Genomic DNA, 14,243 nt, shown 5'->3' on the forward strand with positions numbered 1-14,243 from the left:
TGATGCCGCAGGTAATTTTTCTGCCTCACGAGCGATTCTGCCCCGATGGTCTGGTGGTAGAGGCTGAGCCTGGAGTTTCTATTCTAGAGTTGGCGCACGAGCACCATATCGAGATGGAAAGTGCCTGTGGCGGCGTGTGTGCCTGCACCACCTGTCACTGCATCGTGCGCGAAGGTTTCGATTCGCTGAACGAGGCGGATGAGTTGGAAGAGGATTACCTGGACAAGGCCTGGGGGCTCGAGGCTCAGTCGCGCCTGGCCTGTCAGGCTATCGTTGGTGAGGAAGATATCACCGTCGAGATTCCCAAATATTCGCTTAATCACGCAGCCGAAGCGCCGCACTGATCCAGGAGGCTTGATCATGAGTCTGAAATGGGCCGATGTACTGGATATTGCCATCGAGCTGAGCGAGCAGAAGCCGGATGTCGATCCGCGCTACGTGAACTTCGTCGATCTGCACCGTTGGGTCGTGTCCTTGCCGCAGTTCTCCGATGACCCGCAACGCGGGGGGGAGAAAGTGCTGGAGGCGATACAGGCCGCCTGGATCGAAGAACTCGATTGAAACAGGCGCTTACGGCGCCCGCCCTACGCTTTTAACCGGAACCCGCGTATAATTCGCGGGTTTAATTTTTCGCTTTAACCCTAAAGTTTCTGGAGCTTCACATGGCTGTTCAACGTACTTTCTCCATCATCAAGCCTGACGCCGTTGCCAAGAACGTCATCGGTGAGATCACCACCCGTTTCGAAAAAGCCGGCCTGCGCGTTGTCGCCTCGAAGATGGTGCAACTGTCCGAGCGCGAAGCCGCTGGTTTCTACGCTGAGCACAGCGAGCGTGGCTTCTTCAAGGATCTGGTTGCATTCATGACTTCCGGTCCGGTCATCGTTCAGGTTCTGGAAGGCGAAAACGCCGTTGCCAAGAACCGTGAACTGATGGGTGCCACCAACCCGAAAGAAGCCGCTGCCGGCACCATCCGTGCTGACTTCGCCGTTTCCATCGACGAAAACGCTGTTCACGGTTCGGATTCCGAAGCCTCCGCTGCTCGCGAGATCGCTTACTTCTTCTCCGCTACCGAGCAGTGCGCGCGCATTCGCTGATTGGCGAATGATGCGAGGGTGAAGCCATGACCAATACCACCGGCAAGATCAACCTGCTGGGCCTGACCCAGCCGGAAATGGAACAGTTCTTCGAGTCCATCGGCGAGAAGCGCTTCCGTGCCGGCCAGGTAATGAAGTGGATTCACCACTTTGGCGTCGAAGATTTCGCCGCCATGACCAATGTCGGCAAGGCCTTGCGCGAAAAGCTCGAGGCCTCTGCCGAGATTCGCGGCCCGGAAGTGGTCAGCGAAAATATTTCTGCCGATGGCACGCGCAAGTGGGTGGTGCGTGTGGCGTCGGGTAGCTGTGTGGAGACCGTATACATCCCGCAGAACGGTCGCGGCACGCTTTGTGTTTCGTCCCAGGCCGGTTGTGCCCTGGATTGCAGCTTCTGCTCCACCGGCAAACAAGGGTTCAATAGCGACCTGACCAGCGCCGAGATCATCGGACAGGTATGGATCGCCAACAAATCCTTCGGCAGCGTTCCGGCGAAGATCGACCGCGCCATCACCAATGTGGTGATGATGGGCATGGGCGAGCCGCTGCTGAACTTCGACAACGTCGTCTCTGCCATGCAAATCATGATGGACGACCTTGGCTACGGTATTTCCAAGCGCAAGGTGACGCTGTCCACCTCCGGCGTGGTACCGATGATCGACAAGCTGGCCGAAGTCATCGACGTGTCTCTGGCGCTGTCGTTGCACGCGCCCAACGACGAACTGCGTAATCAGCTGGTACCGATCAACAAGAAGTACCCGCTGGAGATGCTTCTGGCCGCCTGCAAGCGCTACGTCTCCAAACTGGGCGAGAAGCGCGTGCTGACCATCGAGTACACCCTGCTCAAAGGCGTCAACGATCAGCCTGAGCACGCTGAGCAGATGATCGCACTTCTGGCCGATGTACCTTGCAAGATCAACCTGATTCCGTTTAATCCCTTCCCCTTCTCGGGGTACGAGCGGCCGAGCAATAACGCCATTCGCCGCTTCCAGGACCTGTTGCACAAGGCCGGTCATAACGTCACGGTGCGCACGACGCGTGGTGACGATATCGATGCTGCCTGCGGCCAATTGGTTGGCCAGGTCATGGACCGTACTCGGCGCAGTGAGCGTTACATCGCCGTGCGCCAGCTGGGCAACGAGGCGCAAGAGCCTCGTACTGCCGCCAATCGAAATTGAAGAGAGGATGCCTATGACCTTGCGCCCTGCGCTGTTATTGCTCGTTGTCAGCCTGCTTGCTGGTTGTGTGGCCACCGGCGATGTTGACCCTATGCGTACGGCTGAAGGACGTGAGAAGGCGCGTGATGCCTACGTACAACTGGGGATTGCCTATATCCAGCAAGGTGATACCCAGCGCGCCAAGGTGCCGCTGAAGAACGCGCTCGATCTGGACTCCTCCAATGCTGACGCGCATGCCGCGCTGGCCATGGCATTCCAGCTGGAAATGGAGCCGAAGCTGGCCGATGAGCATTTTCGCAAAGCGTTGTCCCAGCGTCCGAAGGACGCCCGTCTGCTAAACAACTATGGTGGTTTCCTGTTCGAGCAGAAGCGTTATCCGGAGGCCATGAGCACCTATCTCAAAGCTGCTGAGGACAATCTCTATCCAGAGCGCTCGCGGGTATTCGAGAATCTGGGCGTGACCGCTCTGCAGCTCGGCCAGCGTGAGCAAGCCAAGCAGTATTTCCAACGTTCCCTGCGCCTCAGTAGCCGCCAACCACAGGCATTGCTTGAAATGGCCGTGCTGTCCTACGAGGACAAGGAGTACGTGCCAGCGCGCCGTTACTACGACAGCTACAGCGAAATAGCGCCACAGAACGCGCGTAGCCTGTTGCTTGGCGCGCGTCTAGCCAACGTATTCGAGGACCGTGACCGTGCTGCCAGCCTTGGCTTGCAGTTGCGTCGTCTGTATCCGGCTTCTCAGGAATATCAGCAATTTGTTTCGGGGCAACAATGAACGCGGCACATAGCGAAGTGGCTCAGCCGATGCCGACAAATCCAGGTGAAACCCTGCGCCAGGCCAGGGAAATCAAAGGCTGGAGCGTTGCCGAAGTGGCTGCTCAGCTCAACCTGACGCCACAACGTCTGGCCCAGATCGAAGCCGGTGCTTTCGACAAGTTGCCGGGTACCACCTTTGCGCGTGGCTATATCCGTGCCTACGCCAAGCTGCTCGAAATGGACCAGAACCGGCTGGTGATGGAGTTCGATCAGTTCACCGGTACCGATGCCACTGGCAGTAGCGTGCATGCTCTTGGTCGTATCGAAGAACCTGTACGTTATTCGCAGAGCATCCTGCGCCTGGTGAGTTTCCTGTTGTTGCTGGCGTTGATCGGCGGCGGTTTTGTCTGGTGGCAGGATCAGGGGCGCCCAGGTGCCAGCCTGGCTGACCTGGGCCTGGAACATGTAGAAGTCGAGGGGGCCGACGGTACCACCCAGGTTCATTCGCTTGCCGAGCCGGAAGACCAGGCGGTAGTCGATGCTCAGGGCGGCGAGCAGGGCAGCCCTCTGCTGTTGCCAGTCGAGCCGGGTGAGGCACCGGAAGAGTCCTCGGTCGCAGAACAGCCTGCAGCTTCAGATGCTGCGCCGGAAAGCGCGCCAGAAACTCCGGCAGCCGCCGTGGCGAATGAGCCAGCAGCTGCTGCCAATATAACAGCGCCTGCCACGGAGCCTGCCGCCCCCGTTGCCGTTCCAGCCGGGCAGGCTGCGCTGAACGTACAGTTCACTGCTGATTGCTGGACACAAGTGACCGATGCCGATGGCAAGGTCCTGGTCAGCGCGCTCAAGCGCAGTGGCGAAAGCATCGAACTGACCGGCAAAGCACCGATGGAGCTGCGCCTGGGCTTTGCCCGTGGCGCCCAGGTGACCTACAACGGCCAAAGCGTGGACGTTGCGCCGCATATGACCGGCGAAACCGCGCGCCTGAAACTGGGGTTGTAAAGCATGCATTGCGAATCGCCGATCAAGCGCCGACTGTCGCGCAAGATCTGGGTTGGCTCGGTACCGGTGGGCGGCGATGCGCCGATCACCGTGCAGAGCATGACCAATACCGACACCAACGATGTGGCCGCTACTGTGGCACAGATCCGTCGTCTGGAAGATGCCGGCGCTGACATCGTGCGCGTTTCCGTGCCGGACATGGATGCTGCCGAGGCCTTCGGTCGCATCAAGCAGCAGGTGCGTGTACCGCTGGTAGCCGACATCCACTTCGATTACCAGATCGCCCTGCGCGTGGCTGAGCTGGGCGTCGATTGCCTGCGGATCAACCCGGGCAACATCGGTCGCGAGGATCGCGTCAGGGCGGTGGTTGAGGCTGCCCGTGACAAAGGCATTCCGATTCGTATCGGCGTCAATGCCGGTTCGCTGGAAAAGGATCTGCAGAAGAAATATGGCGAGCCGACCCCGGAAGCTCTGGTGGAGTCGGCGCTGCGTCATGTCGAACACCTTGACCGCCTGAACTTCCCCGACTTCAAGGTCAGTGTGAAGGCCTCCGACGTCTTCATGGCTGTAGAAGCCTACCGCCTGCTGGCCAAGCAGATCGAGCAGCCGCTGCACCTGGGTATCACCGAAGCGGGTGGCCTGCGCTCCGGCACGGTCAAGTCGGCAGTCGGTCTGGGCATGCTGCTGGCCGACGGCATTGGCGATACCATCCGTATCTCTCTGGCTGCCGATCCGGTGGAGGAGATCAAGGTTGGTTTCGATATCCTCAAATCCCTGCGTCTGCGTTCTCGCGGTATCAACTTCATCGCCTGCCCGAGCTGTTCGCGGCAGAACTTCGATGTGGTCAAGACCATGAACGAGCTGGAAACGCGTGTCGAGGACCTGCTGGTGCCGCTGGACGTGGCCGTGATCGGCTGCGTGGTCAACGGCCCCGGGGAAGCCAAGGAGGCACATATCGGCCTCACCGGCGGTAGCCCGAACAACCTGGTCTATATCGACGGCAAGCCCGCTTCGAAGCTGACCAACGAAAACCTGGTGGACGAGCTGGAAAAGCTCATCCGCGACAAGGCGGCCGAAAAGGTCGCCGCCGATGCGGCCGTGATCGTGCGCGGCTGATCCGTGCGTAAGGAATACACTTGAGCAAGTCCCTGCAAGCCATTCGTGGCATGAACGACATCCTGCCGGAGCAGACGCCTGCCTGGCGTTACCTGGAAAGTACCCTGGTCAGCCTGCTCGATGGCTACGGCTACAAGGAAATCCGCCTGCCTATCGTCGAGTACACCGAGCTGTTCGCTCGCGGTATCGGTGAAGGTACCGACGTGGTCGACAAGGAGATGTACACCTTCCTTGATCGCAACGAGGAATCCCTGACCCTGCGTCCCGAAGGCACTGCCGGTTGCGTGCGCGCTGTGCTTGAGCATGGGCTGTCCGGTGGCGGTCAGGTGCAGAAACTGTGGTACGCCGGCCCCATGTTCCGCTACGAGAAGCCGCAGAAAGGTCGCTATCGCCAGTTCCATCAGGTCGGCGTGGAAGCCTTCAACCTGCCGGGGCCGGACGTCGATGCCGAGCTGATCGTGCTCACCTGGCGTTTGTGGAAAAAGCTCGGTTTGTCTGATGCCGTGACCCTGCAGCTCAACAGCCTGGGTTCCAGCGAGGCGCGTGCGGCTTATCGCGACGCACTGGTAGCCTACCTGCAGGAGCGTTTCGATCAGCTCGATGAAGACAGCCAGCGTCGCCTGACCACCAATCCGCTGCGTATCCTCGACAGCAAGAACGAGGCGACCCAGGCCGCGCTGGTAGGCGCACCGACCTTGGGCGATTACCTCGATGAGGAATCGCGCCTGCACTTCGAGGGCGTCAAGGCGCGCCTGGATGCGGCCGGCATTCGCTACCAGATCAATCACAAACTGGTGCGCGGTCTGGATTACTACAACCGCACCGTTTTCGAGTGGGTCACCGACAAGCTCGGTGCCCAGGGCACCGTGTGCGCCGGTGGTCGTTATGACGGCCTGGTTTCCATGTTGGGTGGCAAGGCCACGCCAGGCGTCGGCTTCGCCATGGGTGTCGAGCGTCTGGTGCTGCTGCTGGAAACCCTGCAGTTGCTACCGGCTGACCTCAACCGCGCCGCCGATGTTTACATCTGTGCCTTCGGCGAGGCTGCCGAGCTGGCGGCGCTGACACTGGTCGAGCGCCTGCGTGACGAATTGCCGGGACTGCGCCTGTTGCTCAACTCTGGTGGTGGCAGTTTCAAGAGCCAGTTCAAGAAGGCCGACAAGAGTGGCGCACGCTATGCGCTGATTCTGGGGGACGACGAATTGGCAGGGCGCGTGGTAGGTTGCAAACCGCTGCGCGACGACAGTGAACAACAAAGTGTTGCCTGGGATGCTCTGGCTGAGCATCTGGCTGGCTGCCAGCAGGCCTGAGCAGGCTCTCGATTAGGAGTACGGGGTTAGACATGCAGACCGAAGACGAACAGATCGCACAAATGAAGGACTGGTGGGATCGTAACGGCAAGCCTTTGCTGGCCGGCGGCGTATTGGCGCTGGTAGCTGTATTCGGCTGGCAGGGCTGGCAGAAGTATCAGGACAATCAGGCGCAAGGCGCCTCCGTGCTCTATCAGCAATTGCTGGAGACCGCGTTGGACCCAGCCGGCAAACCCGATGCCGCGAAAGTTGCCGAACTGGCCGGCAAGCTCGACAGCGAATTTGGCGGTAGCCACTATGCCCAGTACGGCAACCTGTTCGTCGCCAAGGTCGCCGTCGAAGCCGACCGTCTCGACGATGCCGCTGCCGCGCTGCAGCGCGTGCTCGACAAGCCGGCCGACGCCACGCTCGGTGAGCTGGCGCGTCAGCGTCTGGCCCGTGTTCTGGCAGCCCAGGACAAGACTGACGATGCGCTGAAACTGCTCGATGCCAAGGTCGAGGACGCTTTCCTCGCCAGCCGCGAAGAACTCAAGGGCGATCTGCTGGTACAGCTGGGTCGCAGCGATGACGCGCACGCCGCCTATCAGAAGGCCAAGGATGCGCTGGCCGAAGACGCCGCTGTTGGCGGTCTGCAGATGAAGCTGGACGACCTGGCAAAAGAGGATGCGTGACGTGATGCGTTGGAAGAATGCCGCACTGCTGGCTCTGGCCGTTCTGGCCGTGGGTTGCAGCAGCAATAGCAAGAAGGAACTGCCACCCGCCGAACTGACCAAGTTCGACGCCGAAGTCGAGCTGCGCACCGAGTGGAGTCGCTCCGTTGGTGATGGTCAGGGCGATACCTTCAACATGCTGGTGCCGGCCATCGACGGTGATGTGATCTACGCCGCTGATGTCGAAGGTCTGGTCATGGCCATGGACCGCACCAGCGGCAAGGTCATCTGGCGCAAGAAGCTTGAAATCCCGGTATCCGGCGCCATCGGTGTCGGCTACGGCCAGGTACTGTTGGGTACCCTCAAGGGTGAAGTGATCGCCCTGGATTCCAGTGACGGTGAAGAACAATGGCGTTCGCGCGTGACCAGCGAAGTGCTGGCTGCGCCGGCTAGCAACGGCGATATCGTCGTGGTGCAGACCCAGGACGACCGCCTGATTGCCTTCGATGCCAGCACCGGCAGCCAGCGCTGGATCGTCGAGAATACACCGGCCGTATTGACCCTGCGCGGCACTGGCGCACCGCTGGTGACCAACCGCCTGGTGGTCGCCGGTCTGTCCAGCGGCAAGGTAATTGCGGTCGACGCCCAGCGCGGCCTGCCGGTCTGGGAGCAACGTATCGCCATCCCGCAGGGTCGTTCCGAACTGGAGCGTGTTGTCGACATCGACGGCGGCTTGCTGCTGTCCGGCGGCACCGTCTACGCGGTGAGCTACCAGGGCCGTGTCGCGGCCATGGATCTGGAGTCCGGTCGCGTACTCTGGCAGCGTGAGGCATCCAGCTCGGTTGGCGTCGCTCAAGGTTTCGGTAACGTCTATGTCAGTATGGCCAATGGCACCGTCGAAGGTATCGACGAGCGCAGCGCTTCAGCCCTGTGGAGCAACGATTCGATGGCGCGTCGCCAGCTGTCGGGCCCAGCAGTGTTCTCCAGCTATGTCGCTGTGGGTGACTTCGAAGGCTATCTGCACCTGCTGAGCCAGGTCGATGGTCGCTTCGTCGGCCGTACCCGCATCGACAGCGACGGCCTGCGTGCCCAGCCGTTGGTGGTGGGTGATTGGTTGTACGTCTACGGTAACAGCGGCAAGTTGGTGGCACTGACCATCAAGTAACACGCTATGCTGCCGGTAACCCGACAGCATGAAACACCCTGGCCGCTGCCCCTGCAGCGGCCTTTGCATTTTCTGAATTAACCGAGTGGAGAGCCTGATGGTTCCCGTAATTGCCCTGGTGGGCCGGCCGAATGTCGGCAAGTCCACGCTCTTCAACCGCCTGACCCGCAGCCGCGACGCTATCGTCGGCGACCTGTCCGGTCTGACCCGCGACCGCCAGTATGGCGAGGCGAAGTGGCAGGGGCGCACCTATATCGTTATCGACACCGGTGGTATTTCCGGTGACGAGGAAGGCATCGACGCGAAGATGGCCGAGCAGTCGCTTCAGGCCATCGAGGAGGCCGATGCCGTGCTGTTCCTGGTGGACGCGCGCGCTGGCATGACTGCCTCCGACCAGATGATCGGCGAGCACCTGCGCCGTCGTAACAAGCAAAGCTTCCTGGTGGTGAACAAGGTCGACAACCTTGACGTCGACCTGGCCCGTGCCGAGTTCAGCCCCATGGGCCTGGGCGAGCCGCTGGCGATTGCCGGTGCTCATGGCCGCGGCATCACCCAGATGCTGGAAGTGGTTCTCGGCGCGTTCCCCAAGGACGCCGGCGAGCCGGAGGAGGGGGGCGAAGAGGAAGAGGTGCTGGAAGGCCAGGAGGCCAAGCGCATTCCCGGCCCGAGCGAGAAGGACGGCATCAAGCTGGCCATCATCGGTCGCCCCAACGTCGGCAAATCCACTCTGGTCAACCGCATGCTCGGTGAAGAGCGGGTCATCGTCTATGACCAGGCCGGCACCACGCGCGACAGCATCTACATTCCGTTCGAGCGTGACGACGCGAAGTACACGCTGATCGACACTGCCGGCGTGCGCCGTCGCGGCAAGATCTTCGAGGCTGTGGAGAAATTCTCCGTGGTCAAGACGCTGCAGGCCATTCAGGACTCCAACGTCGTGGTGTTCGTCATGGACGCCCGCGAAGGTGTGGTCGACCACGACCTCAACCTGCTCGGCTTCGTGCTGGAAAGCGGCCGCGCCCTGGTCATCGCCCTGAACAAGTGGGACGGCATGGATCAGGGGCAGAAGGATTATGTGAAGACCGAGCTGGAGCGTCGGCTGTTCTTCGTCGACTTCGCCGATATCCACTTCATTTCCGCCCTGCACGGCACTGGCGTGGGCCATCTGTACAAGTCGGTGCAGGCCTCGTTCAAGTCGGCGATCACCCGCTGGCCGACCAGCCGCCTGACGCAGATTCTCGAAGATGCCGTCAGCGACCACGCGCCGCCTCTGGTCAACGGTCGCCGCATCAAGCTGCGCTATGCCCACCTGGGGGGCGCCAACCCGCCGCTGATCGTGATCCACGGTAACCAGGTCGACGCCGTGCCGCGTGCTTACTCTCGTTATCTGGAAAACACCTTCCGCCGTGTGCTGAAACTGGTCGGTACGCCGATCCGTATCGAGTACAAGGGCGGCGAGAACCCCTATGAGGGCAACAAGAACAAGCTCACCGACCGTCAGGTGAACAAGAAGCGCCGCCTGATGAGCCACCACAAGAAGGCCGAGAAGAAGCGCAAGGACAAGCGCTAGTAAGCTTTGCGCCAGGGTGTGCGCCGGTGATCGTCCGGCGCGCACGGCATAAGCTTCCAACTCTTTTTCATAAGCACAGCAGGTGCCGCCTGCTGCGCCCTTCGGCTATCCTCGCGGCTTGCCTTGTTCTTCCAGGAAGTCGCGATGCTCGCCAGTAAACTGCCCAACGTCGGCACCACCATCTTCACGCGCATGTCCCAGCTCGCTGCCGACGTTGGCGCGATCAACCTGTCTCAGGGCTTTCCCGACTTCGATGGGCCGCAGGCACTGCGTGAGGCCGTGGCGCGCCACGTCATGGAAGGGCGCAACCAGTATTCGCCAATGACCGGCTTGCCCGCGCTACGCCAGCAGGTGGCGGCCAAGCTCGCCCGCAGCTATGGCGTGCAGCGCGATGCCGATAGCGAGATCACCATCACGCCAGGGGCCACCGAGGCGATCTTCTGCGCGGTGCAGGCGCTGATTCATCCGGGGGATGAAGCCATCGTGCTCGACCCTTGCTACGACAGTTACGAGCCGTCGGTGGAACTGGCCGGTGGGCGTTGCGTGCATGTGCCGTTGGCATTGCCGGACTTCGCTGTCGATTGGCAGCGTCTGGCCGATGCGATCACGCCGCGTACACGGCTGATCTTCCTCAACTCCCCGCACAACCCGAGCGGGGCGCTGCTGACTCGTGCCGACCTGGACAAGCTGGCGGAGCTGATTCGTGGGCGCAATATCCATGTGATCAGCGACGAGGTCTACGAGCATCTGATCTATGACGGCCAGCGGCATGCCAGCGTGCTGGCCCACGACGAGCTGTATCAGCGCGCCTTCGTGGTCAGCTCCTTCGGCAAGACCTATCACGTCACCGGCTGGAAGACCGGCTACGTGGTGGCGCCGCCGGCATTGACCGCCGAGCTGCGCAAGATCCACCAATACGTCAACTTTTGCGGCGTGACGCCGCTGCAGTTCGCTCTGGCCGATTTCATGGCCGCCCACCCCGAGCATGTCGAAGAACTGCCGGCCTTCTATAAGGCCAAGCGCGACCTGTTCTGTGACCTTCTGGCCGGCTCGCGCTTCACCTTTACCCGTGCGGCGGGTACTTACTTCCAGCTGGCCGACTATTCGGCCATTCGCCCCGATCTGGACGACGTGGCCATGGCTGAATGGCTGACCCGCGAGCATGGTGTGGCGGCGATTCCGGTGTCGGTGTTCTATCAGTCAGCGCCCAAGGATATGCGCCTGGTGCGTTTCTGCTTCGCCAAGCGCGAGGAAACCCTGCGCCAGGCGGCGGAGAAACTCAGCGCGGTATGAGGGGTAGGGCGGGTGTAACCCGCCTCTGAGGTGTTGGCGGGTTTCACCCGCCCTACGGTGAGCGAGGCCTACAAATGAACAACAAACCCGATCTCGAACTGGCGCTGATCCAGACCACGTTGGCCTGGCACGATCCGGCCGCCAACCGTGAACATTTCCAGGCCTTGCTGGAACAGGCCCGTGGCGCTGACCTGGTGATCCTGCCGGAGATGTTCACCACCGGTTTTTCCATGGAGTCGGCCGAATTGGCTGAGCCTGAGGATGGACCCAGCAGCATCTGGCTACGCGAGCAGGCGCAGCGTATCGGCGCGGTGATCTGCGGCAGTCTGATCATTCAGGCCGCTGACGGCAGCTACCGTAATCGCCTGCTTTGGGCGCGCCCGGATGGCTCTTTCGCGTATTACGACAAACGCCACCTGTTCCGCATGGCCGGTGAGCACAAGCATTACAGCGCTGGCGATCAGCAGGTGGTGTTCGACCTCAAGGGCTGGCGCGTGCGCCCGTTGATCTGCTACGACCTGCGCTTCCCCGTCTGGAGCCGTGACGCCGGCGGTACCGACCTGCTGCTGTATACCGCCAACTGGCCGGGCGCGCGTAGTCAACACTGGAACCGCCTGCTACCGGCGCGAGCCATCGAGAACCTGTGCTATGTCGCGGCTGTGAACCGCGTCGGCGAGGACGGCAAGGGTCACGGTTATACTGGCGATTCTCAGGTGCTGGATTTCCAGGGCGAGGCGCTGCTGACGGCAGGCGAGGGCGATGGCGTGTTCCGCACTCGGCTGTCGCATGACGCTCTGAGTACCTATCGCGAGCGCTTCCCGGCGCACCTGGACGCGGACGCTTTCACATTCAACTGAACAAGGAGCTACATGACATGGACGTGCAACAGAACAATCCCTTCCAGACGCCGCAGGCCGACCTGCAGCCGGGCATCACCACTCAGTCACCGCTCTACAGCATCGCAGGCGTCGGCCTGGCGACCTTCATCGGCACGCCACTGGCAGGCGCCTGGCTGTTGGCGCATAACCTGCAATTGTTGGGGAAGGCGGATCGAGTGGCGATGGTCTGGGGTATTTCCGTCGTACTTCTGATCGTCACCTTGGTCTTGGCTTTCGTGTTGCCCGAGGAAGTACCCGCCCTGCCTTTCGCCATCGCGCAACTGATGGCGATGATCATGCTGGCCAAGAATCTGCTCGAGGCCGATCTCAAGCAGCATACCGAGGCGGGTGGGGCGTACCTCTCCAATTGGCGGGCGGCGGGTATTGGCCTGATGTTCACCATTGGCCTGGCCGCGCTGATGTTCGCGGTGCTGATGATTTTCGATATTTGAGTGTCAAGTTCCCGGATTTCATCCGGGTTACGCATACAAAAACGCCGGGCTTTGCCCGGCGTTTTTGTGAGTGGCGCTGAAGGCTCAGGCCGCTTGCGACTCGGCTTGGCTCAGGGCACGGTTAAGGGCACTGAACAGGGCGCGGAAGCTGGCCGTGGTGAGGTTCTCGTCGATGCCGATGCCGTGCAGAGCGCGGCCACCGTTGACGCGCAGTTCGATGTAGGCAGCCGCCTTGGCGTTGGTGCCGGCACCGATGGCGTGCTCGCTGTAGTCCATGACTTCAACGGCGACCGGCAGCGCAGCAGCCAGCGCTTCCAGCGGGCCTTTACCGATGCCACGCCAATGGTGGTTCTCACTCCCTTCGATGACTTCCACATCCACCGCGCTGGTGCCGTTTTCTTCCTGCAGGCGATGGCCTTTCAGGGCGTAGGGGCTGCGCGCTTGCAGGTACTCGGTCTCGAGCAATTGGTAGATCTGTGCGGCAGTCATTTCCAGGCCGAGGCGGTCGGTTTCACGCTGCACCACCTGGCTGAACTCGATCTGCATGCGACGCGGCAGGCTGATGCCGTATTCCTGCTCGAGCAGGAAGGTGATGCCGCCTTTGCCGGACTGGCTGTTCACACGAATCACCGCCTCGTAGTCACGGCCGATGTCGGCCGGATCGATAGGCAGGTACGGCACTTCCCACAGGGCATCGTCCTTCTGCTGGGCGAAGCCCTTGCGGATGGCGTCCTGGTGCGAGCCGGAGAAGGCGGTGTGCACCAGGTCGCCGACGTACGGGTGGCGCGGGTGCACCGGAATCTGGTTGCAGTCCTCGACCACCTTGCGCACGGCGTCGATGTCGGAGAAGTCCAGCTCCGGGTCGACGCCCTGGGTGTAGAGGTTCAGCGCCAGGGTCACCAGGCAGACGTTGCCGGTGCGCTCGCCGTTGCCGAACAGGCAGCCTTCGACACGGTCGGCGCCGGCCATGACGGCCAGCTCGGAAGCGGCGACGCCAGTGCCACGGTCATTGTGGGTGTGTACGCTGATCAGCACGCTGTCACGGCGGTCGACGTGACGACCGAACCACTCGATCTGGTCGGCGTAATTGTTCGGCGTGGCGCACTCGATGGTGGCGGGCAGGTTGAGGATCAGCTTGTTCGCCGGGGTCGGCTGGAACACGCCGATCACTGCGTTGCACACCTCGACGGCGAAGTCGATTTCGGTGCTGCTGAACACTTCCGGCGAATACTCGAAGCCCCACTGGGTTTCCGGCGCGGCATCGGCCAGGCGCTTGATGGTGGTGCCAGCGGCCACGGCGATAGCTTTGACGCCGGCCTTGTCCTGGTTGAAGACGATCTTGCGGAAGCTCGGTGCGCAGGCGTTGTAGTAGTGGACGATGGCCTTCTTGGCGCCTTTGAGCGACTCGAAGGTGCGCTCGATGAGGTCGTCACGGGCCTGGGTCAGCACCTGAATGGTCACGTCTTCTGGAATGTGACCGCCTTCGATCAGCTCGCGGACGAAGTCGAAATCGGTCTGCGAGGCGGACGGGAAGCCCACTTCGATTTCCTTCAGACCCACGGCCACCAGGCACTTGAAGAAGCGCATCTTCTTCTCGGCATCCATCGGCTCGATCAGCGACTGGTTGCCATCGCGCAGGTCGGTGGACAGCCAGATCGGCGCCTTGTCGATGATCTTGTCCGGCCAGGTACGGTCCGGAACCTGGATCTGAGTGAACGGGCGGTACTTCTTCGACGGGTCTTTGAGCATGGTCATGAGCGGGTCCTGCGAAATGGGAGTCGAATACGA

15 protein-coding genes are annotated in these 14,243 nt (G+C 61.5%); 14 read left to right on the forward strand and 1 reads right to left on the reverse strand.

The window, feature by feature from the left end; all coding sequences use genetic code 11:
- Positions 1-2: 2 nt before the first annotated feature.
- From fdx to CXP40_RS16555, 14 genes are all read left to right on the forward strand, one after another.
- Positions 3-344 carry an ISC system 2Fe-2S type ferredoxin gene (gene fdx / locus CXP40_RS16490; protein ID WP_090336096.1) on the forward strand — a complete coding sequence of 114 codons (342 nt, stop codon included), beginning with the start codon at positions 3-5 and terminating at the stop codon, positions 342-344.
- Between the two features lie 16 nt (positions 345-360).
- Entirely contained in the window at positions 361-561 is a 201-nt protein-coding gene (iscX, locus tag CXP40_RS16495) for a Fe-S cluster assembly protein IscX (RefSeq protein ID WP_037001993.1), read from the forward strand.
- A 101-nt stretch (positions 562-662) separates the two neighbouring features.
- The gene (ndk, locus tag CXP40_RS16500; protein ID WP_003459696.1) at positions 663-1,094 is read left to right on the forward strand and encodes a nucleoside-diphosphate kinase; all 432 of its coding nucleotides are present in this window, start codon (positions 663-665) and stop codon (positions 1,092-1,094) included.
- A gap of 26 nt (positions 1,095-1,120) precedes the next feature.
- Positions 1,121-2,269, forward strand: a complete 1,149-nt coding sequence (rlmN, locus tag CXP40_RS16505) for a 23S rRNA (adenine(2503)-C(2))-methyltransferase RlmN (RefSeq protein WP_106734651.1) — start codon at positions 1,121-1,123, stop codon at positions 2,267-2,269.
- Between the two features lie 13 nt (positions 2,270-2,282).
- Positions 2,283-3,044, forward strand: coding sequence for a type IV pilus biogenesis/stability protein PilW (pilW, locus tag CXP40_RS16510; RefSeq protein ID WP_106734652.1), 762 nt, complete (start codon positions 2,283-2,285; stop codon positions 3,042-3,044).
- Complete coding sequence (locus tag CXP40_RS16515; protein WP_106734653.1) at positions 3,041-4,024, forward strand: RodZ family helix-turn-helix domain-containing protein; 984 nt, start codon at positions 3,041-3,043, stop codon at positions 4,022-4,024. Before pilW ends, CXP40_RS16515 begins: the two co-directional genes overlap by 4 nt.
- 3 nt (positions 4,025-4,027) lie before the next feature.
- Positions 4,028-5,140 carry a flavodoxin-dependent (E)-4-hydroxy-3-methylbut-2-enyl-diphosphate synthase gene (gene ispG / locus CXP40_RS16520; RefSeq protein ID WP_106734654.1) on the forward strand — a complete coding sequence of 371 codons (1,113 nt, stop codon included), beginning with the start codon at positions 4,028-4,030 and terminating at the stop codon, positions 5,138-5,140.
- Positions 5,141-5,160: 20 nt separating this feature from the next.
- Positions 5,161-6,447, forward strand: a complete 1,287-nt coding sequence (gene hisS / locus CXP40_RS16525; RefSeq protein WP_106734655.1) for a histidine--tRNA ligase — start codon at positions 5,161-5,163, stop codon at positions 6,445-6,447.
- A 32-nt stretch (positions 6,448-6,479) separates the two neighbouring features.
- Positions 6,480-7,118 (forward strand): tetratricopeptide repeat protein, encoded by a 639-nt coding sequence (locus CXP40_RS16530; protein ID WP_106734656.1) that lies wholly within the window; start codon positions 6,480-6,482, stop codon positions 7,116-7,118.
- On the forward strand, positions 7,111-8,262 hold the full coding sequence (gene bamB / locus CXP40_RS16535) for an outer membrane protein assembly factor BamB (RefSeq protein ID WP_106734657.1): 1,152 nt from the start codon (positions 7,111-7,113) through the stop codon (positions 8,260-8,262). The genes CXP40_RS16530 and bamB overlap by 8 nt, the downstream gene beginning before the upstream one ends.
- 97 nt (positions 8,263-8,359) lie before the next feature.
- A complete protein-coding gene (gene der, locus CXP40_RS16540) occupies positions 8,360-9,832 on the forward strand; it encodes a ribosome biogenesis GTPase Der (RefSeq protein WP_106734658.1) in 1,473 nt (490 codons plus the stop codon).
- Positions 9,833-9,976: 144 nt separating this feature from the next.
- Entirely contained in the window at positions 9,977-11,125 is a 1,149-nt protein-coding gene (locus CXP40_RS16545; RefSeq protein WP_106734659.1) for a pyridoxal phosphate-dependent aminotransferase, read from the forward strand.
- 74 nt (positions 11,126-11,199) lie between these two features.
- Positions 11,200-11,982 carry an amidohydrolase gene (locus CXP40_RS16550; protein ID WP_106734660.1) on the forward strand — a complete coding sequence of 261 codons (783 nt, stop codon included), beginning with the start codon at positions 11,200-11,202 and terminating at the stop codon, positions 11,980-11,982.
- A gap of 17 nt (positions 11,983-11,999) precedes the next feature.
- Complete coding sequence (locus tag CXP40_RS16555) at positions 12,000-12,455, forward strand: hypothetical protein (RefSeq protein WP_106734661.1); 456 nt, start codon at positions 12,000-12,002, stop codon at positions 12,453-12,455.
- A gap of 84 nt (positions 12,456-12,539) precedes the next feature.
- On the opposite strand, the gene leuA is transcribed toward CXP40_RS16555, so the two are convergent.
- Positions 12,540-14,210 carry a 2-isopropylmalate synthase gene (gene leuA, locus CXP40_RS16560; RefSeq protein ID WP_106734662.1) on the reverse strand — a complete coding sequence of 557 codons (1,671 nt, stop codon included), beginning with the start codon at positions 14,208-14,210 and terminating at the stop codon, positions 12,540-12,542.
- Between the last annotated feature and the right edge of the window lie 33 nt (positions 14,211-14,243).

Origin of the sequence: Pseudomonas sp. YY-1 (assembly GCF_002843095.1) — a bacterium.
Lineage (GTDB): Bacteria > Pseudomonadota > Gammaproteobacteria > Pseudomonadales > Pseudomonadaceae > Aquipseudomonas > Aquipseudomonas sediminis_A.